Origin of the sequence: Perspicuibacillus lycopersici, from assembly GCF_025660475.1 — a bacterium.
Taxonomy (GTDB): Bacteria; Bacillota; Bacilli; order Bacillales; family Caldibacillaceae; genus Perspicuibacillus; species Perspicuibacillus lycopersici.
In genome coordinates this window covers 1-19,131 of sequence record NZ_JAOUSF010000002.1, presented here as the reverse complement: position 1 = coordinate 19,131, position 19,131 = coordinate 1, and the positions used below count along the sequence as shown (strand labels likewise).

General features: G+C 35.4%; 13 protein-coding genes, 1 tRNA gene and 1 rRNA gene. 12 read left to right on the top strand and 3 right to left on the bottom strand.

What is annotated here, in order from left to right:
• Positions 1–92 precede the first annotated feature (92 nt).
• On the top strand, positions 93–1,442 hold the full coding sequence (locus tag OEV98_RS04265; RefSeq protein ID WP_263071971.1) for a glucose-6-phosphate isomerase: 1,350 nt from the start codon (positions 93–95) through the stop codon (positions 1,440–1,442).
• A 94-nt stretch (positions 1,443–1,536) separates the two neighbouring features.
• Here OEV98_RS04265 and OEV98_RS04260 read toward each other — a convergent pair whose 3' ends face one another.
• The gene (locus OEV98_RS04260) at positions 1,537–2,529 is read right to left on the bottom strand and encodes a potassium channel family protein (protein WP_263071970.1); all 993 of its coding nucleotides are present in this window, start codon (positions 2,527–2,529) and stop codon (positions 1,537–1,539) included.
• Between the two features lie 233 nt (positions 2,530–2,762).
• On the opposite strand from OEV98_RS04260, the gene OEV98_RS04255 reads away from it, so the two are divergent.
• The 8 genes from OEV98_RS04255 (at position 2,763) to OEV98_RS04220 (ending at position 15,303) form a co-directional block, all read left to right on the top strand.
• Positions 2,763–3,689: a dipeptidase gene (locus OEV98_RS04255; RefSeq protein ID WP_263071969.1), complete on the top strand. Its 927-nt coding sequence runs from the start codon at positions 2,763–2,765 to the stop codon at positions 3,687–3,689.
• A 1,010-nt stretch (positions 3,690–4,699) separates the two neighbouring features.
• On the top strand, positions 4,700–6,709 hold the full coding sequence (locus OEV98_RS04250; protein WP_263071968.1) for a 5'-nucleotidase C-terminal domain-containing protein: 2,010 nt from the start codon (positions 4,700–4,702) through the stop codon (positions 6,707–6,709).
• A gap of 191 nt (positions 6,710–6,900) precedes the next feature.
• Positions 6,901–8,853 (top strand): GTP-binding protein, encoded by a 1,953-nt coding sequence (locus tag OEV98_RS04245; RefSeq protein ID WP_263071967.1) that lies wholly within the window; start codon positions 6,901–6,903, stop codon positions 8,851–8,853.
• 230 nt (positions 8,854–9,083) lie between these two features.
• Complete coding sequence (locus tag OEV98_RS04240; protein ID WP_263071966.1) at positions 9,084–9,626, top strand: DUF2179 domain-containing protein; 543 nt, start codon at positions 9,084–9,086, stop codon at positions 9,624–9,626.
• Positions 9,627–9,756: 130 nt separating this feature from the next.
• The gene (locus OEV98_RS04235) at positions 9,757–10,176 is read left to right on the top strand and encodes a hypothetical protein (RefSeq protein ID WP_263071965.1); all 420 of its coding nucleotides are present in this window, start codon (positions 9,757–9,759) and stop codon (positions 10,174–10,176) included.
• A 200-nt stretch (positions 10,177–10,376) separates the two neighbouring features.
• Positions 10,377–12,329 (top strand): FUSC family protein, encoded by a 1,953-nt coding sequence (locus OEV98_RS04230; RefSeq protein ID WP_263071964.1) that lies wholly within the window; start codon positions 10,377–10,379, stop codon positions 12,327–12,329.
• 183 nt (positions 12,330–12,512) lie between these two features.
• Positions 12,513–13,088: a TetR/AcrR family transcriptional regulator gene (locus tag OEV98_RS04225; protein ID WP_263071963.1), complete on the top strand. Its 576-nt coding sequence runs from the start codon at positions 12,513–12,515 to the stop codon at positions 13,086–13,088.
• A gap of 106 nt (positions 13,089–13,194) precedes the next feature.
• Complete coding sequence (locus OEV98_RS04220; RefSeq protein WP_263071962.1) at positions 13,195–15,303, top strand: MMPL family transporter; 2,109 nt, start codon at positions 13,195–13,197, stop codon at positions 15,301–15,303.
• Between the two features lie 120 nt (positions 15,304–15,423).
• Here the strand turns inward: OEV98_RS04220 and OEV98_RS04215 are convergent.
• Positions 15,424–15,496, bottom strand: a tRNA-Ala gene (locus OEV98_RS04215).
• 379 nt (positions 15,497–15,875) lie between these two features.
• Here OEV98_RS04215 and OEV98_RS04210 point away from each other — a divergent pair.
• The gene (locus tag OEV98_RS04210; RefSeq protein WP_263071961.1) at positions 15,876–16,670 is read left to right on the top strand and encodes an N-acetylmuramoyl-L-alanine amidase; all 795 of its coding nucleotides are present in this window, start codon (positions 15,876–15,878) and stop codon (positions 16,668–16,670) included.
• Between the two features lie 94 nt (positions 16,671–16,764).
• Here OEV98_RS04210 and OEV98_RS04205 read toward each other — a convergent pair whose 3' ends face one another.
• Positions 16,765–17,463, bottom strand: a complete 699-nt coding sequence (locus tag OEV98_RS04205; RefSeq protein ID WP_263072701.1) for an MgtC/SapB family protein — start codon at positions 17,461–17,463, stop codon at positions 16,765–16,767.
• A 300-nt stretch (positions 17,464–17,763) separates the two neighbouring features.
• Here OEV98_RS04205 and OEV98_RS04200 point away from each other — a divergent pair, with 300 nt between their 5' ends.
• Complete coding sequence (locus tag OEV98_RS04200) at positions 17,764–18,642, top strand: DMT family transporter (protein WP_263071960.1); 879 nt, start codon at positions 17,764–17,766, stop codon at positions 18,640–18,642.
• 366 nt (positions 18,643–19,008) lie between these two features.
• Positions 19,009–19,131, top strand: a 16S ribosomal RNA gene (locus OEV98_RS04195); the annotation flags it as partial.

The window sequence follows — 19,131 nt, the reverse complement described above, 5'->3', positions numbered from 1 at the left end:
AAAAAGTTCTTGTTTCCTATTCAAGAGCTACTTGCTATCGATAACATCATTCGATAGAGTGTATGATAGGAAAAGCTAATGGAGGTAATTACATGACACATATTCAATTTGACTATTCAAAAGCACTTTCTTTCTTTGGAGAACATGAACTTACCCAAATGCAAAGTTTAGTGAAAATAAGCCATGAGGTTCTTCATGAAGGAACTGGCGCAGGAAGTGACTTCCGAGGCTGGATTGATCTACCTGTAGATTATGATAAAGCAGAATTTGCACGTATTGTAAAAGCTGCAGAAAAAATTAAAAACGATTCTGATGTATTATTAGTTATCGGTATTGGAGGTTCCTACTTAGGAGCACGTGCTGCTATTGAAATGCTAAACCATAGCTTTTATAATGCATTACCAAAGGAAAAACGTAAAACACCACAAGTGATTTTTGTTGGAAATAGTATTAGTTCTACATATATGACAGATCTTCTTGATTTATTAGAAGGAAAAGATTGGTCGATTAATGTTATTTCAAAATCAGGTACAACAACGGAACCTGCCCTTGCATTCCGTATTTTTAGAAAGCTACTAACTGAAAAATATGGTGTGGATGAAGCAAGAAAACGTATTTATGCTACAACAGATAAAGCACGCGGTGCATTAAAAACATTAGCTACCGAAGAAGGATACGAAACCTTTGTTATTCCTGATGATGTTGGTGGTCGTTTTTCTGTTCTTACAGCAGTAGGATTACTTCCAATTGCAGTAACTGGTGTAGACGTTGAACAAATGATGGCAGGTGCAGCGGCAGCTCGGGAAGATTTCAGCTCACCTAATTTAGAAGAAAATGCTGCATATCAATATGCTGCCGTACGGAATATTTTATATAATAAAGGCAAAACGATTGAAATGCTAATTAACTATGAGCCAGGATTACAATACTTCTCTGAATGGTGGAAGCAATTATTTGGAGAAAGTGAAGGGAAAGATCAAAAAGGAATTTATCCTTCCTCTGCAAACTTTTCAACCGATCTTCATTCATTAGGTCAATATGTACAAGAAGGTCGTCGTGATATTTTTGAAACGGTAATTAAAGTAGGTAAAGCACGTCATGAAATTACAATTGAAGCAGAAGAAAATGATTTAGATGGCTTAAACTACTTAGCTGGACAAACAGTAGATTTCGTAAATAATAAAGCTTTTGAAGGTACATTGTTAGCACATACTGATGGAAATGTTCCGAACCTAGTAGTGTCCATTCCATCTATGGATGCCTATACTTTCGGCTATTTAGTATATTTCTTTGAAAAAGCTGTAGCGATTAGCGGGTATTTAATGGGTGTCAATCCATTTGACCAACCAGGAGTAGAAGCATATAAAGTAAATATGTTTGCACTATTAGGCAAACCAGGCTTCGAAGAGAAAAAAGCAGAATTAGAAAAACGCTTGAAATAATGTAAATGGAAAAACCAGAGCTTATCTCATCCAAAAGTTGAGATTCGTTCTGGTTTTTTGTTCGATAGCTACTAAACTGTACTATTATGTAACTTCAATGATCAATGATTAGCAATTGATCGGTTGCTAATATAATCCAGCTTGGTGGCGGTCCAATATGTGTTTTTCCGTCACGATTTACGCCTAACAATACTTTATTTTCCTTTAACAAAATAATACTGACGGATTCAAAGGTATGATTAGTAAAGCTAGGATTTTGCAGGAACCTCACTTTTACCCCTTTTAAGAGGCTCATAAAATCTAGTAATGCATTAGAAACGCCGTGGGTTACCATAGTTTGGAGCATGATAGAGCTTGCAAGCTTATTAGATGGAATAATTTCATTTGCGCCGGCACGTTTCGCATTCACTATCTGTTCCTCTGTAAGTATTTCTGCAACACAATAAACTTTTGGAGCAAACCCTTTAATCGCAACTATTGTTAAAATAGTATACATGTCTGCATCTATTTCATTTTTCGTAGCATCCGCCGTAACTACTACTAACTCTGCATTTTTTATATTTGCTTTTTTTAAAATATCATCGGAAAAGGCATTTCCCTTTATAAAAAAGATATTCTTTTCGGCAGAAAAAGGACTTTCCTGTAAGGAGTAGTCAATTAAAACAATGGGAAGATCCGACTTTAATTGTAGATAGCTTGTGATTATTTCCTTTGATCGTTCATTCCAACCGATAATGACGATATGATCTGTTACATTCACCTCTTTCGTCCCCTTCCGAATACTATTTTCCTTTTTTACAGTCATGGTTGCTAGGGTGACAAAATAGGAAGTGACAAACCCTACCCCAACTAAAACTAAAAGGATACCGACGAGCCTGCCAATAATGGTTTTTGGTACAAAATCGCCATAACCGATGGTAGAGGTTGTAATAATAGCCCACCAAATGCCGTCAAAAATTGTAGGGAATTGCTTCGGTTCAATGAAATGAATGATCATACCAAAAAACAATAATATTCCAATGACAATGAATAATAATCGAATTAAATATGGATATCGCTCAAAATATTTAAAAAAGAAAACTCGCAAGGAATGCCACCAACCATATCTGTATTTACTCTAGTATTTCTTCATTGTTAGTGTTTGCCATTCTATTCTGGATTAACATAAATTTGCTGATTTTTTTGGTGGATATAAAATGGACCTTTGAAAAATAGAATTCAAGTATATAGGATGAGAAAAATCAATATTTTTCACAATCCACGTTCAAGAAATGTTAGAATATTAAAATACATAAAGAAAAAATTAGGAGGTAAGACGAGATGAATGTAATTGATTTACACTGTGATGCATTATGGAAACTATCGAATAAAAAGGGAAATTTACGATTTGCAGATTCCCAAGAATTAGATACGAATAAATTACGTTTACAAGAAGGTAATGTAAAGGTACAGGCATTTGCTATTTTTATTGAGCCAGAAATGAAGTCTGATCAAAAATTCCAAGAGGCTCTAGATCAAGTAGATTATTTTTATGAAGAGGTACTCGGAAAAAATCCTGAAATGAAGCAAATAAAGCAATGGTCTGATTTTGACACATTACAGGATGGGGAGATTGGTGCATTTCTTACGTTAGAAGGAGTAGATGCAGTAGGAAATGACTTATCGAAATTACGTACACTTTTTCAATTAGGTGTATTGTCTGTCGGGTTAACATGGAATAATGCAAATCTTGCTGCCGATGGTGCTGGAGAACCACGTGGTGGAGGATTAACGTTGTTAGGAAAAGAAATCGTTAAGCTAAATAATGAAAACAAAGTGTTTACTGACGTATCTCACCTTTCCGAGAAAGGCTTTTGGGAGGTAATGGAATTATCGAAGTATCCAATTGCAAGCCATTCGAATGCTCGTGCACTTTGCGATCATCCAAGAAATTTAAAAGATGAACAAGCAAAGGCAATGTTTGAAAAAGGTGGACTCATCCATGTTGTTTACAATCCGCCGTTTATTAAAGAAAAAGGAGATGCCTTAATCGATGATTTAGTACGCCATATTGACCATTTATGTTCTCTTGGTGGTATTCACCAAATTGGCTTAGGCTCTGATTTCGATGGAATCTCGCAAAAAGTAATTGATCTAGAGAATGCATCACAAACACAAAATTTAATTAACCATCTATTAAAATATTATTCAGAAGAGCAAGTTCGTGGCTTTGCTTACAATAATTTTATGAAGCACCGTCCTGTTTAATGGTGATTGCTCGATCTTGTTTATTGTGGGGTCAAAATAAAGGAGTATAACAAGAATATGAAAGAAAATCTTGTTGATTAAGTGCACCAGCACGAAAGTGAGCAAGAAAACGAGAGGAAATCCGTTAGACAAAGCTCATCAACCGGAAAGTGAGTAAGGAAATAAGAGGAAATCCGTTAGACAAAGCTCATCAACCGGAAAGTGAGCCAAAAAACGAGAGAAAATCCGTTAGACAAGACTCATCAACCGGAAAGTGAGCGAAAAAACGAGAGGAAATCCGTTAGACAAAGCTCATCAACCGGAAAGTGAGCCAAAAAACGAGAGGAAATCCGTTAGACAAAGCTCATCAACCGGAAAGTGAGCAAAAAAACGAGAGGAAATCCGTTAGACAAAGCTCACCAACACGAAAGTGAGCAAGAAAACGAGAGGAAATCCGTTAGACAGAGCTCGTCAACCGGAAAGTGAGTAAGGAAATAAGAGGAAATCCGTTAGACAGAGCTCGTCAACCGGAAAGTGAGTAAAAAAACGAGAGAAAAACCTGTTGATAAAGCTTATCAACACGAAAGTGAGCAAGAAAACGAGAGGAAATCCGTTAGACAAAGCTCATCAACACGAAAGTGAGCAAAAAAACGAGAGGAAATCCGTTAGACAAAGCTCATCAACCGGAAAGTGAGCGAAAAATAAGAAAAGACTCATTAACAGGAAAATTATACCCTCTAAAAAAGTAACGAGATAACAAAACTCTCAAACAATATGTATGTTTGGGAGTTTTTTATTGTAAATTTTTCATTCCAAACTACGAAACAACTTCATAAATCCTTTACTGCCTCTTTACAATATCTTAATATTTTGTTGGTAAAATAAATAATTGTTCGTATTTGAATGTATAAATTACAAATATATATATTTTTTTTAAGTAATTAGTCCTATTTTACGAAAAATGTATTGACCGAGTATTTATATTAAGGTAAGTTTGAAAAGTATGAGAAATATAACAATGGAGGAGAAACATGAAGACTAACTTAGTAAAAAAACTATTTTCCGTATTATTAGTTTTAAGTTTAGTAGTAACTAGTTTTCTAGCAAACTATGTACCTACTGTAAACGCGCAAGAGATTGGTGGTTCTGACCAGGAATCTGTGTTGTCAGAAGAAGTAACAGCTGTATCTGAAATAACTGATGAGAATGGTAATATACATGTTCAATTACTAAGTGTTAACGATTTACACGGAAAAATTGATGTTTCAACTGAAATTGATGGATTAACATATGGAAAAATTGATTATTTAGCTGCATATTTAAAAGAACGTGAAGCAACTAATCCGAATACGTTAATCGTACATGTTGGTGACATGGTTGGAGGAAGCTCTCCAGTTTCTGCATTATTACAGGATGAGCCAACCGTTGATATTATGGAAGCTATTGGATTTGACGTAGGTACTGTAGGGAACCATGAGTTCGATGAAGGTGTTGATGAAATGATGCGCTTAATCGAAGGTGGCGACCACGAAAATGGAACAGAAAATTATGATGGGATAAATTTCCCAATGGTAGCTGCAAACGTTGAATATGCAGATACTGGTGAATTAGTACTTGATCCGTATGCAATTCAGGAAATTGCTGGTGTGAAAATCGGCTTTATTGGAGTAGCAACGGTTGAAACACCATCAATGATTATTGCAGCAGGAAATGAAAATCTTGAATTTACAGATGAAGCAGAAGCGATTAATCGTTATGTTCCAGAATTACAAGAACAAGGAGTAGAAGCAATTGTTGTGCTAGCCCACGTACCTGGAAATCAATCCGGTGATACCGCAACTGGTGATATTGCAGATATTGCTTACGAAATAAATGACGCAGTGGATGTAATCTTTGCTGCACATAATCATGTAAAAATTAATGCAGTAGTAGATAACAAACTAATTGTCCAAGCTTGGGAGTATGGGAAAGCTTTTGCTGATGTAGATTTAGAGATTGATCCAGAAACTGGTGATATTGTTCGCAAATCTGCTGAAATTGTCGATGTTGTACAAGAAGATAAAACACCTGATCCTGAAGTAGAAACATTACTTAACCACTATAAAGAGTTAGTAGGACCTAGATTAAGTGAAAAAATTGGTGTAGCGGCAACTGAGCTTGTCGGTGGCTATGCGCAAAAAGGTGAAATCGGGGATAATCCGTTAGGTAACCTTATTGCAGATGGTATGATTGCAGCAATGGATAGTGATTTTGCATTAATGAATGGTGGAGGAATTCGTGATAACGTTAATGCTGGAGATATTACATGGAGTGAGCTTTTTAATGTTCAACCATTTGGTAATACATTAGTAAAAATTGAGCTTACTGGCGACGAATTAAGACAAGTATTAAATACACAGTTTAGTAGTTATGGTCCAGATGTACTTATCGGTGGATTTAGCTACACTTGGGATAGCTCTTTAGGAGAATTTGGTGAAGTTGTAGATATGTTTTTACCAGATGGTAGTGAAGTAGATCCAAATGCTACTTATACCGTTACAGTGAATAACTATATGTACCCACATAGTACAGATAAATATCGTTTATTAGAGTTTGGAGAAAATCCAGTTCAAGGTCCCGATGATTTACAAGCTACGGTAGATTTTGTTAGAACATTTGGAGATGAACCAATTGATTATAGTAATACAGTAGGACGTATATCGGAAGTGACCGGGGATGACGAAGAGCCAGGTACCCCTGGAGAAGAACCAGGAACACCGGAAGAGCCAGGTGCCCCTAGTGAAGAACCAGAAACGCCTGAAGTACCAAGCACACCAGAAGATAATTCTGAAACACCTGAGCAACCAGATGCACCAGAGGATGATGCAGTAGATCCAGAAGATAGTGACACGTTAGCTCCTAATGATGCTGCAGAAGAATCAAAAGCAAACAATCAGTTACCGGATACAGCAACAAATAGCTATAATATGCTCGTACTTGGAGTAATTCTTTTAGCTATGGCAATTAGTGTTCTTTTCATCAGAAGAATAAGAAAAGCTTAAATAAATATGAAAGAGATTTAGAAAAAAGACTGTAGATTTCTAAAATGTACCCTATAGAGTAGGCACTTTGAAAAAAGGGCTACTTTATAGGGTTCTTTTTTACATGGAAAGAATGATTTTGATAGGTTAATTGGGATCGCCTCATTCTGTTATAATGTAACTAAAGATTTCGTATGTTAGGAGAGTTACGAATGAATAAGACAATTGGTATTTTAGCACATGTAGATGCAGGAAAAACGACATTTTCCGAGCAACTACTATATCACACACATACGATTAAACAAGTTGGCAGAGTGGACCATCAAAATACTTTTTTAGATAGTCATACAATTGAAAAGCAGCGTGGGATTACGGTTTTTAGTGACCAAGCAATGTTTACTTTCGGGAGTAGCAATTATTTTTTAATAGATACACCAGGGCATGTTGATTTTTCCCCTGAAATGGAACGAGCTATTCAAGTAATGGATTATGCCATTCTTGTCATAAGTGCAGTGGAGGGGATTGAAGGGCATACGGAAACTGTCTGGGAACTTTTACGAAAACATCAAATTCCTACTTTTTTCTTTATTAATAAAATGGATCGAACAGGTGCAGATAAATTAAAGGTTATAGAAGAGATTAAAGAAAATTTAACCGAAAATGTAATGGATATAACAGGTGCACTTATTGATGGTGTGATGAAAGAAGATTTAATCGAATTTCTAGCAGAGCAACAAGAGGATTTATTGGAGCATTATTTGACCGATGGATATGAAAAAGAAAAATGGTTGCAGGCGATGCAACAGCTAATTGCTAGCTGTCAGCTCTATCCGATTACTTCAGGCTCAGCCCTCCATAATCAAGGAATTCAAAACTTTCTAGATTCATTTGATTGCTTAACAAAAACTGCTTATCGGAGCGATATGTCATTTTCCGGGAAGGTCTATAAAATTCGCTTTGATCAATCTGGAACGAGAGTAACCTTTATAAAAGCATTAAGTGGTAAATTAAAGGTGCGAGAAGAATTGAACTATGGTAGTAGTGGGAATCAAGTGATAGAAAAAGTAACCCAAATCCGCCTATATAATGGTAATAAACATCAGACTGTTGAAGAAGTGGTAGCAGGGGAATTATTTGCGGTGACAGGACTTTCAAATGCTACCGTTGGAGATGGCGTTGGTAGTATAGAGACAAGTGCTACCTTTGCTATGATACCGACCCTCACCTCGAAGGTAGTATTTGAATCAGCGGTTCCTATGAAAGAAGCATTGAGAATATTTAACATCCTTGATGCAGAGGATCCATCACTAAATGTGACATGGAATGAGCAGCTACAAGAAATTCATATACATGTGATGGGAACTATTCAACTAGAAGTATTAAAGCAAATGGTGGAAGAACGATTCCAATTGCAAATATCGTTTGAGCAGCCGAAAATTTTATATAAAGAAACAATGGATACTAGTGTTATTGGCTATGGACATTTTGAACCACTTAGACATTATGCAGAGGTACATTTGAAAATGGAGCCGGCGAAACGAAATAGTGGAATCCATTTTACGAGCGAATGCCATACAGATGATTTACCGGTCGGACTGCAAAGCTTAATTGGTCAGCATATTTTTGAAAGGCCACATCATGGTTTACTAACAGGCTCTCCGCTTACAGATGTGAAATTTACTCTTCTTACAGGCCGGTCACATAATAAGCATACACATGGCGGAGATTTTCGGGAAGCTACCTTTCGGGCATTACGCCAAGGGTTAGAAAAAGCAAATAATAGACTATTGGAGCCATATTATTCGTATAAAATAAAGGTTGATTTAGAGCAAATGGGGCGAGTATTAACCGATATTCAAGCAGCATATGGGAAGTATGATTCGCCGAAAATTGATGGTAATAAAGCGATATTAACCGGTATTGTGCCAGTAGCTACGTTTTTAAATTATCATTCGATACTAGCTTCTTTCACGCAAGGAAAAGGAACTCTTCGTTTAAGCTTTGCGGGCTATTTTGATTGTCATAATGAAGCGGAGGTAATAGATAGGATCGGTTATCAAAAGGATGCAGATCCTAATTACACATCTTCTTCAATGTTTTGTGCAAAAGGACAAAGCTTTTCCGTTCCATGGGATGAAGCAGAGAAAAAAATGCATTGTTTATAATAAACATAATAAGCAAAGCATAAAAGACGTGAATTCCACGTCTTTTTTTGTTAGTGGGTCAGTAAATATTTTGATTGCAGTGGTTAAATGATTTTCCCCGATTGTTTTGGTAATCCTATTAAGAAAATAGGCATAATTTTTTACTTTCCATCGTTATTTTCCGATAATGGAATGATACAAAAGTTATGAAAATGCAGAGAATGAAGTAGTAAACTATTGGAGGGATTTTTTTGTTAGGAAATAGTATGGTAATGGTGGCAATTATCCTTATCATCAATATAGTATATGTTACATTTTTTACGATTCGGATGATTTTAACGTTAAAAGGCCAACGATATTTGGCTGCATGTATTAGCATGATTGAAGTCGTTATTTATGTTGTCGGTCTTGGGTTGGTTCTAGATAATTTAAATGAAATTCAAAATTTACTAGCTTATGCGCTTGGATATGGGATAGGTGTAATTGTCGGTACAAAAATCGAGGATAAGCTGGCACTTGGTTATATTACTGTAAATGTAATAACAAAGGAATATGATAAAAATTTACCAAAAACATTGCGAGAAAAAGGCTACGGGGTCACGACATGGGAAGCGAATGGTTTAGAAGGCAATCGGATGGCAATGCAAATATTAACCCCACGAAAATATGAAATTAAACTTTATCAATTAATTAAAGAGGTTGACCCAAATGCATTTATCATTTCGTTTGAACCGAAAACCATTCATGGAGGATTTTGGGTAAAAACAGTGAAAAGAGGAAGACTTTTTTCCTGATTTTAGGTGATAATAAAAAATAAGACAAAAAATATCTAGAAAGAAATGAATTAAAATACAATAATTCCCTTAATTGGAATAAAATTTACAATATAAGTCGAACCTAATAAAAAAACTATTAGGTGAAATGATGAGAACAATTGCTGCCTTTTTTTCGCTTTTTATGCCAGGCTGTGGACAGTTTTATAATGGCAACATTTTTAGAGGAATCGTTTTTATAGTTATTGAGCATTTTGATAATATTTTTGGAAGAATCAATCATGCGCTTTATTTGGATTTAAATGGCTACCACCGCGAAGCACTGTCTACAGTTGATTTTCAGTATTCCTTATTTTATCCGTGCTTCTATGCATACTGTGTATGGGATGCTTGGTTCTATGCTAAATCTGGCGGAGACAAAGTAAAGTCAGCGATACCCTATTTGATAGCAGCGTTCACAGGGACAATGGGAACATTATTTGCTTCACGAATTCCGATACCGACATTTACCGTTGGTTTCGTTATGGCATTGATAATGCTTACGGGTATTTATTTATTTAGAAAAGAGTAGCTATGGTTAAGTTATTGTTGGTGGCGGTTTGATACAAAATTAGATAGATTTGCGAAGTAATAGTATGAATCGTATTACTAAGTGTCTATCTGCTTCCTACGTTTACGAACCATAAGTGCTATATTAATTCCATGTCCTATATTATGGTATATTGTTAACAAGAGGAAAAATTTATTTGGCATGGAAAGGAACTATTTTATATGAGAGAAAATCAAAACAATACAACAAACAAAGAGCAGCTCTCTCCAAATCCCCCTTCCATTATTAAGCAAGCAGTTACGGTAAATCGGAAACCATTTCCATGGTTGAAGGCATTTTGTGCTGGATTAGCAGCATCACTGCCAATAATCATCGGAATATTATTGGGTCATCTTGACTATGGTTTATTAGCAGGGATAGGTGGCTTTACCTATCTTTACGTATTTAATATTCCTTATGCCCAAAGAGCGAAAAAACTATTTTTTGTTATACTGGGTCTTACCTTAGTAACAATTTTAGGTACTTTGTTAGCACCATACCCATTGATGACTGCTTTTTTTATGGGGATAATAGGGGCGATTGCACTCTTTATTTTTGGTGCATTAAAAATCATCGGACCATCTGCCATCTTTTTTGTATTAGTTTTTGCGTTAACAACTGGGATGCCAGTTGCTCCCGAGCTAGCATTTGTCCGTGGCGGGCTCGTTTTTCTAGGCGGTTGCCTTTCATGGATAATTGCAATGCTAGGTTGGTTAATAAATCCACATGGTCCAGAAATCGGGATCGTAAGAAGAGTATATTTCGAACTGGCAAACTTTACTGATTCTGTCGGAACGGATAATTACCAACAAGCAAGGCATCGGGTGATGTCGGTTTTAAATGAAGCAGATGAAACGCTCGCTGCTGGATATATTCCATGGAGAGTTACGAATCAGTTTAGTAGACTGTTTGTTTTAAAAACACATGCAAATGGAATCTTTTTACATGTGATGGAGCATTTCAAAAATGCGACAGAACATTTACCTGCTGAAATTGGAGAATCCTTGAGGAATATTGCAAATTCATTAGGAGAAAAAACAAGTAATGAAGCCTGGAAGAAAATAATCCAACCTGAGTCTGTCCAACCAACCGTTGCACTACTATTTTCCAAAATCTATGATGCGGACGCTATATTGAATGAACCACAATCTAAAATTAATCAAGTGATTCAAATAGCAAAGCCATCCGTTACAAACATTTTCATGGGAGCCTTTGATAAAAACTCGATCGTATTTATTTCCGCGATTCGGTTTGGGATTATTACAATTATTGCAGCTATTATTGCTTATCAATTAGATTTAACAAGGTCGTATTGGGTTCCCCTATCTTGTGTAGCTGTATTGTCGGGTCCGACTATTGTAGCCACTTTGCATCGTTCGATTCAAAGGAGCTTTGGCACGATTATTGGAATTCTTATTGCAAGCATTATACTTGCTTTAAACCCATCTGGATATATTATTGCGTTATTTATTCTACTTTTAACCTTTATTACAGAATTATTTATTGTGAAAAATTATGGGCTTGCCGCAATGTTTTTCACACCAAATGCATTGTTAATAACGGAAAGCACAATCCCTGGGGAATTTAGCTTTGCTTATTTTGCATCTGCTAGACTGACAGATGTTCTTATTGGTAGTGCGATCGGGCTAATTGGCGTATTTTTGATTGGTAGACAATCGGCATCTAGCCGTCTTCCACATGTGATTGCTAAAACGATTCGCAGCCAAGCGCAATTTATTGTTGTGTTATTTTCTGATCAGGGGAAAAATTTCCAAGCAGTAAATAGTAGAGAACGAATGAAAATGCGAACGAATTTAATTAACTTAAAAACACTCTATGATACAGCAACAGGTGAAATTCCAGTAAATAACAAAGCGTTGGATTACTACTGGCCAGTAGTATTTTCGATTCAACATTTAGGTTTTTTATTAGAAAATTGTGCGGAGAATGACCAACGGCCAATTTTTACGGATAAAGCTTTAGCTCAAATTCTTTATGCTTGTGAAACGATGGCGAATGCGGTTAACCGGAGGCGATTTCCAGAGAAAAAGCCGATACCAGAAATGGAAGCTTATACAAGCATTCAGCATGAATTACAAGCATTACAAAACACATTAATGATCAAAGAATATTAAGAAGAAAACGAATAGAGAAACGCCCTGTAATTGGTAGGAAGGTACCTAAATTACAGGGTGTTTTAAATTATTTAATAATATTTAGCTTGTATATCTAGTTGTTTTACCTATTCAAATTGGACAAATCTAATATTTCCTTGTCTATTCCCTTACTATATAATTGTGGATAGGAGGTATAATTATATGGCACGTGAACGTAAATTTTCAACAGATGAATTGTACCATGCAACTAAACAAATTTTACTTCAGCACGGGTATGAACGATTTAATTTTGGTCTTCTGGCAGAACAACTAGATATATCTAGAGGTGCCATCTATAAATATTTCGACAATCGCGAAGAACTAATTACGAGTTATATGCAATATGAAATGAAGTTTTTTCTTAAAGAGCTACAAGCAATTGAAAACTATCAAACCTTTAATGAAAAATTAACATTTTTATTGGATGCCATTTTTAAAAATTCCACTATTCCACAAATGATTACTATCGGTCGCCGAATTCCAACGAGCGGTAACAGTAAGGTTAAAGAGAGTATCGTTCAGTTAGAAAATCTTCATATTGATATGTACAAACTTCTCCAATCCTTTATTGACCAAGGGCGGAAGGAAGCGAAGCTAAAAGAATCCATACCGGACTCATTAATACTAGGGATGATTTTTCAATCCATCATGATTCCGAACCATTTTGGAATTCCACCAATAGAATGGATTCAATCGATAAAAGAAGTTATTTGTCACGGAATATTAAATAACGATTAATTGACACTTATGTTACTTTGAAAGATAATTAAAAGTGGCACAAGTGTCATTAATTCTCTCTAAAGTGACATAAGTGTTACTTTTGTTAGTAAGAAAGGAGTAACGTATGAAAACACTGTTACAATCTATCACAAATCTGGTGACAACTAAAAAAGGTATGTGGATCACCTTAGTAGCTTGGTTGCTTATTACAATGGCATTAGCGATGTTTGCCCCTAGTGTTCGTGATTATCAAGTTTCGAAAATTGATTCACTTCCAGAGGATGTTAAATCTGTTGTTGCTCAAGTAAAGGTAGATAAATATTTTGAGGATAATGAAGGTGTTCCCGCAATTTTAGTATTTCAGTCGGATAAAAATGAGGTTACCACCTCAGAACTGGCTAATGTTTTAGAATTAGTTGAAGGTAAAGAAATTAATGGACTGAATCAGATTGTACCAATATCTCAGCTCCCACCTGAGGCAACAGTAGAATTTTTCTCGGACGATAAAACAACCGCAATAATTCCATTAACATTTGATGCATCCTTAGAAACAAAGGAAATGCAAAAATCAATTGATAAAATTCATGAAATTGTAGCAGATTCATCCAACCTAAAATTATATGTGACAGGACCGGCTGGAATAGCAACCGACACATTGGAATTGTTTTCCCGTGCCGATTTAGTGCTTATCTTTTCAACGGTTGGTATCATTTTGGTTTTATTAATAATTATCTATCGTTCCCCATTATTAGCGCTTATCCCACTTCTAGGGGCGGTATTTGTATATGAAGTTGTGACACAAGTACTTGGAATGATGGCCAAGGTAGGATTGGTGATAAGTAGTCAGACAGTCTCTATTATGTCGATTCTTTTATTTGCCGCTGTCATTGATTATTCATTATTTATTTTCTCCCGTTATCGTGAGGAACTGAAAATATATACAAGTAAATATGAGGCTATGCGCATCGCAATGAAGGAAACGGGTATGCCAGTCTTTTTCTCTGGCGGTACCGTTTTAGCTGCTATGCTCGTACTATTTTTTGCTAAGTCAGGTGACTATCGTAATTTTGCACCAACCTTCGCAACTACGATGATTATCATTATGATTGCATCGATTACACTAATACCTGCCCTGTTTACTTTATTCGGAAGAAAATCGTTTTGGCCAAGAATCCCTAATGTCGGTGAACAAAAGGTTCATAGGCAGAAGTTTTGGGGTAAGGTTGGTCAATTAGTTGCGAGAAGACCGGGCATCTCGGTCGCAGTTATTAGCATTATTTTATTAGTATCCGCCAGCAATTTGTTCAACCTAAAATATGAATTTGATACGATGAAATCATTTCCAGAAGATATGCCGTCCCGAGCAGGATATGAAATTTTAGAGGATAAGTTTGAAAAAGGTGATCTTGCACCGACCTCCGTTTTATTTGAAGCAACAGAGGGATTAACATCTGAACAAATGGAAGAATTGAAAAATACTTTGGCAGATCAGGAACTAGTTAATAATGTCCGAGTGAACGGTATAACCGAAGATCAAAAGGTAATCAATTTCAGCCTGACATTTGCAGGTAATCCGTATGCTACTGAAACAATGGATGCGCTGGAATCCATGATCGGGAAATCGAACGAAATCATAATGGAAAGTAATGTGGACGGAAAGCTTTATTTTGCTGGTGAGACAGCTACAAAAGTCGATGATAGAAATATTAATGATCGGGATGTCATTGTTATTGTTGTTCTTGAAACGATCCTAATATTTATCATGCTGATTGTCCTGACGAAATCATGGAAAATGCCAATCTATATGATGGGAACTATCTTGATTTCCTTTGTCGCAGCATTAGGACTTGGTACTTTTTTCAGTGATTTACTCTTTGATATTCGTTCCATCAGTGATCGTGTCCCATTATATGCGTTTGTATTTTTAGTCGCTCTTGGAATTGACTATAACATCATGCTTATTTCTAGGTTCCAGGAGGAAAGAAGAATTCACTCGGTTAAGGAAGCGGTGGAAATTGCAGTTGCTAACACAGGCGGTGTCATTTCCTCAGCAGGTGTTATTTTAGCAGCAACCTTTGCTGTGTTGATGACGCAACCAGTTGAACTGCTATTTGTATTTGGTTTTATAGTCGCAGTCGGAATTTTACTAGATACTTTCCTTATTCGAGGAATTTTGTTACCGGGATTAATTGTTTTATTAGAAAAGGATGAGGAAGTAAGTAAAAGTAAATAAATTCTAGAAATTTTAGTCGTATTGACGATAAAATCACCCCTGTAGAAGTCTGTATTGTTGCAGGGGTGTTTCTATTATTTTCCAAAAAGAAAAACCCTTGATTATCAAGGGTTCTGGTAATGGAGAATAGGGGGCTCGAACCCCTGACCTTTTGGCTGCCAGCCAAACGCTCTCCCAGCTGAGCTAATCCCCCATGGTAGTGGTAATTGACAAGAATATTATATAATCGAGCAACCGTTATTTCAAGAATAAAATTACTTTTTTAAGCTAATGGAATTATCAGTTCTATGAAGGTTTATCAAATACTTCCTGCGGGTAAATAAAGAATAGCCGTAACTAAAGTCGATCAAGGATATTACATATAAAAGATAGTCCAAAAAAGTGGCTGTCTTTTTTTATAAAATGTGTATTAACCAAACTCCAATAACTTTCATATATATAAAGTAGGGAGCCTTCGTCAGTTTTTAGAAGGGAAGCCCCTTCTCCAAAACTTATCATCATCTTCTATGAAATATTACATGTGCCCTAGTTTTGGATAAATATTTCAAAATAATGTAGAGAGGTGGAAGAGAATGGTTAAAATTTTTATTGATCCTGGTCATGGTGGTTTAGACGCAGGTGCAGTAGCAAATGGACTACAAGAAAAGAACCTTACATTACAAATCGCGCAAAAAATGAAAACATTTTTAGAAGAATATGAAAATGTTTCCATACGGATGTCACGAACAGGAGATCAAACAGTAAGCTTAACTGAACGTACGAATGCAGCAAACAGCTGGGGAGCTGATTTCTATATTTCGGTTCATATTAATGCGGGTGGCGGAACAGGCTTTGAAAGTTATGTTTATACAAGTGTTCCAACGCGTACAAGAACTATACAAGATCATATTCATGATGAAATATTAAAATTAGTAAATTTAACAAACAGAGGGCAGAAGCAAGCGAATTTCCATGTATTACGTGAGTCGCATATGGATGCCGTTTTAACGGAAAATGGATTTATTGACACAGTGGCAGATGCAAATAAATTGAAAAATTCCTCCTTTATTAATAGTATAGCAAGAGGTCATGTGAATGGCTTAGCGAAAGCTTTTAACTTACAAAAGAAGCCAACAGATCCTCCACGCGAGGAACCGGTTGATGGCGGATCCGCAACATATAAGGTACAAATCGGTGCCTTTAGTAATTTAGGCAATGCCAATGCATTAGCAGAACGAGCAAGAAATGCGGGTTTTTCTGTCTATGTAAATAAGGATGGTAATTTGTATAAGGTGCAAATTGGCGCCTTCTCATCAAGAGATAATGCGACAGCGCTCGCAGGACGAGCAAAAAATGCAGGTTTTGATGCAATTGTATTAATAGAATAGCAATTAGTAGAAGGAGAAAGCCCGATCTTAAGATGCTTTCTCCTTTTCTATATAATTGGTAATGTGTTTGTTTCGGTTATTATTTTTAAAATAATTAATCAAGGCTTTCAATTTCCACTTGAGTAACCCCATCTAAAGAATATATTAAATAATAAACATCTGTAGGATTTTGCTTTGAAGTAACAGACACTTTTAATTGAATAAGGTGATTACCTTCCTTCATATCCTTTATCCGCATATGATTAATTGTTATTTTCTTTTCTTCAATAACATCTATTATCGACTTGATGTGATTATTTTCATTTATATATAGCTTTAATGAAAGTTCCTTTTCTCTTAGTTGACGTGGTCCGATATATTTCATAATAAATGGAATCAATTCAACACTTAACATGATAAAAATCACAACTAAAATTGCCTCGAAGTAAAATCCTGCACCAACAGCAATTCCAATTCCTGCAGCGCCCCAAATGATTGCAGCAGTTGTCAAACCAGAGATACTTTCATTCCCTCTTCTTAAAATTACCCCAGCTCCTAAAAAACCAATCCCTGAAACAATTTGTGCAGTTAGCCGGAGCGGATCCATCGTAATATTAACACCTTTATCAGAACCTGTTGCATCATAAGCTGTTTCAATAGAAATGATGGTAAGCAAGCAGGAGACAATCGAGATGACAAGACATGTTTTTAATCCGAGCGGTTTACGCTTGATTTCTCTCTCTAATCCAATGATTAATCCTAATGCTGCAGTAATACCGAGTTTAATAATAATATCCAAATCTAAATAATTGATAATGTTCTATTCATTCCTTTCTAAATGGAATTTCTCTTTTATGGCTATTTTCTAAAAGAATGTTTGTTATTTCATGACATAAGAAATATGAAATATGAAATGAACCGCTTAATAGAATGAGTATACGTTGACTATGAAAAACAGAAGCGCGAATAGTATTCATTCTGTTGCATTTTATAAATAGCAACAATCAATATGAAAATAGTTTTTTATTTATAATCAGTTCTTATCGATATATAATTGATTTAATTGAAACCACTAAAGATAAAGGAAAGAACTTTATGATTAAGGAGTTACAAAATGTCTCAGCCAAAAATTAATCCATACCTACTAATTATTATTGGGGTTATTTCTGTTTCAACTTCAGCCATATTTGTAAAATTATCTAGTGCACCTTCAGGAGTAATTGCCTTTTATCGATTGTTTTTTTCAGTTCTCATCTTGTTACCAATATTTCTTATAAAATATGTTCATGAAATAAAACAAATCACTATAAAGGATTGGATATACTCCATTATAGCAGGAGTATTTCTAGCGTTTCATTTTATTTTATGGTTTGAGTCTTTAAATTACACTTCCGTCGCAAGCTCGACAGTACTAGTAACGCTACAACCACTTTTTGCATTTATAGGTACATACTATTTTTATAAAGAAAGCCTATCGATAAAAACAATTATTAGTGCAGTCATTACTATAGTTGGAAGTGTCATCATTAGTTGGGGGGATTTTGCATTAAATACAAAAAGCTTATGGGGAGATTTACTTGCATTAATTGCTTGTGCCCTCATTACTGGATATTTACTATTTGGACAATCGGTAAGACAAAGAATATCATCGATAACGTACACGTTTATAGTCTATTCCATTAGTTCGATTACTTTGTTTATATATGCCATCATGCAGGAAGAGTCATTATTTCCATATCCATTGGAAGACTGGATTTACTTTCTGTTATTGGCAATCGTACCAACTTTACTTGGTCATTCCTTGTTTAATTGGACATTAAAATGGGTAAGCACAAATGTGATATCGATGGCAATATTATTTGAACCAGTAGGTGCATCCTTATTAGCATATATTTTATTAAAGGAAAAACTAGTTTGGACACAATTGCTTGGTGGATTCGTTGTTTTAATTGGTTTGTACATTTTTTCGATACATAAAAAAAAGGGAAGTTAAATGGAATGATTCATTCGTATGAATCATTCCATAAACAATGTTAAAAATTATATTGCAAACATATTTACTTAATGATATATTATATGACAGGTTGAAAATAGATATGAGTAATACCAATTCTCATATAAAAAAAGTTTTAAAAAATGATTGACATATAATAAAAATCTTGTTATATTAATATATGTCGCTACGAGATATTGAAAAAAGAAAAAATATTTTTGAAAAAGTAGTTGACATTTTGTGATGAACGTGATAAATTATAAAAGTCGCGTTTGTGACAAAAAAAGTAAATTGAACCTTGAAAACTGAACAAGACGAAGCGTTTAATTAAACTATTTTTAAAACATTTTTGAGCTAATCAAACACTTTTTGGAGAGTTTGATCCTGGCTCAGGACGAACGCTGGCGGCGTGCCTAATACATGCAAGTCGAGCGAATAAATTAGAAGCTTGCTTCTGATTTATTAGCGGCGGACGGGTGAGTAACACGT

Excerpts from the sequence above, each read along its gene's own strand:
- OEV98_RS04265 (WP_263071971.1), top strand. The coding sequence starts at position 93 with ATGACACATATTCAATTTGACTATTCAAAAGCACTTTCTTTCTTTGGA.
- OEV98_RS04255 (WP_263071969.1), top strand. The coding sequence starts at position 2,763 with ATGAATGTAATTGATTTACACTGTGATGCATTATGGAAACTATCGAAT.
- OEV98_RS04250 (WP_263071968.1), top strand. The coding sequence starts at position 4,700 with ATGAAGACTAACTTAGTAAAAAAACTATTTTCCGTATTATTAGTTTTA.
- OEV98_RS04245 (WP_263071967.1), top strand. The coding sequence starts at position 6,901 with ATGAATAAGACAATTGGTATTTTAGCACATGTAGATGCAGGAAAAACG.
- OEV98_RS04235 (WP_263071965.1), top strand. The coding sequence starts at position 9,757 with ATGAGAACAATTGCTGCCTTTTTTTCGCTTTTTATGCCAGGCTGTGGA.
- OEV98_RS04230 (WP_263071964.1), top strand. The coding sequence starts at position 10,377 with ATGAGAGAAAATCAAAACAATACAACAAACAAAGAGCAGCTCTCTCCA.
- OEV98_RS04225 (WP_263071963.1), top strand. The coding sequence starts at position 12,513 with ATGGCACGTGAACGTAAATTTTCAACAGATGAATTGTACCATGCAACT.
- OEV98_RS04220 (WP_263071962.1), top strand. The coding sequence starts at position 13,195 with ATGAAAACACTGTTACAATCTATCACAAATCTGGTGACAACTAAAAAA.
- OEV98_RS04210 (WP_263071961.1), top strand. The coding sequence starts at position 15,876 with ATGGTTAAAATTTTTATTGATCCTGGTCATGGTGGTTTAGACGCAGGT.
- OEV98_RS04200 (WP_263071960.1), top strand. The coding sequence starts at position 17,764 with ATGTCTCAGCCAAAAATTAATCCATACCTACTAATTATTATTGGGGTT.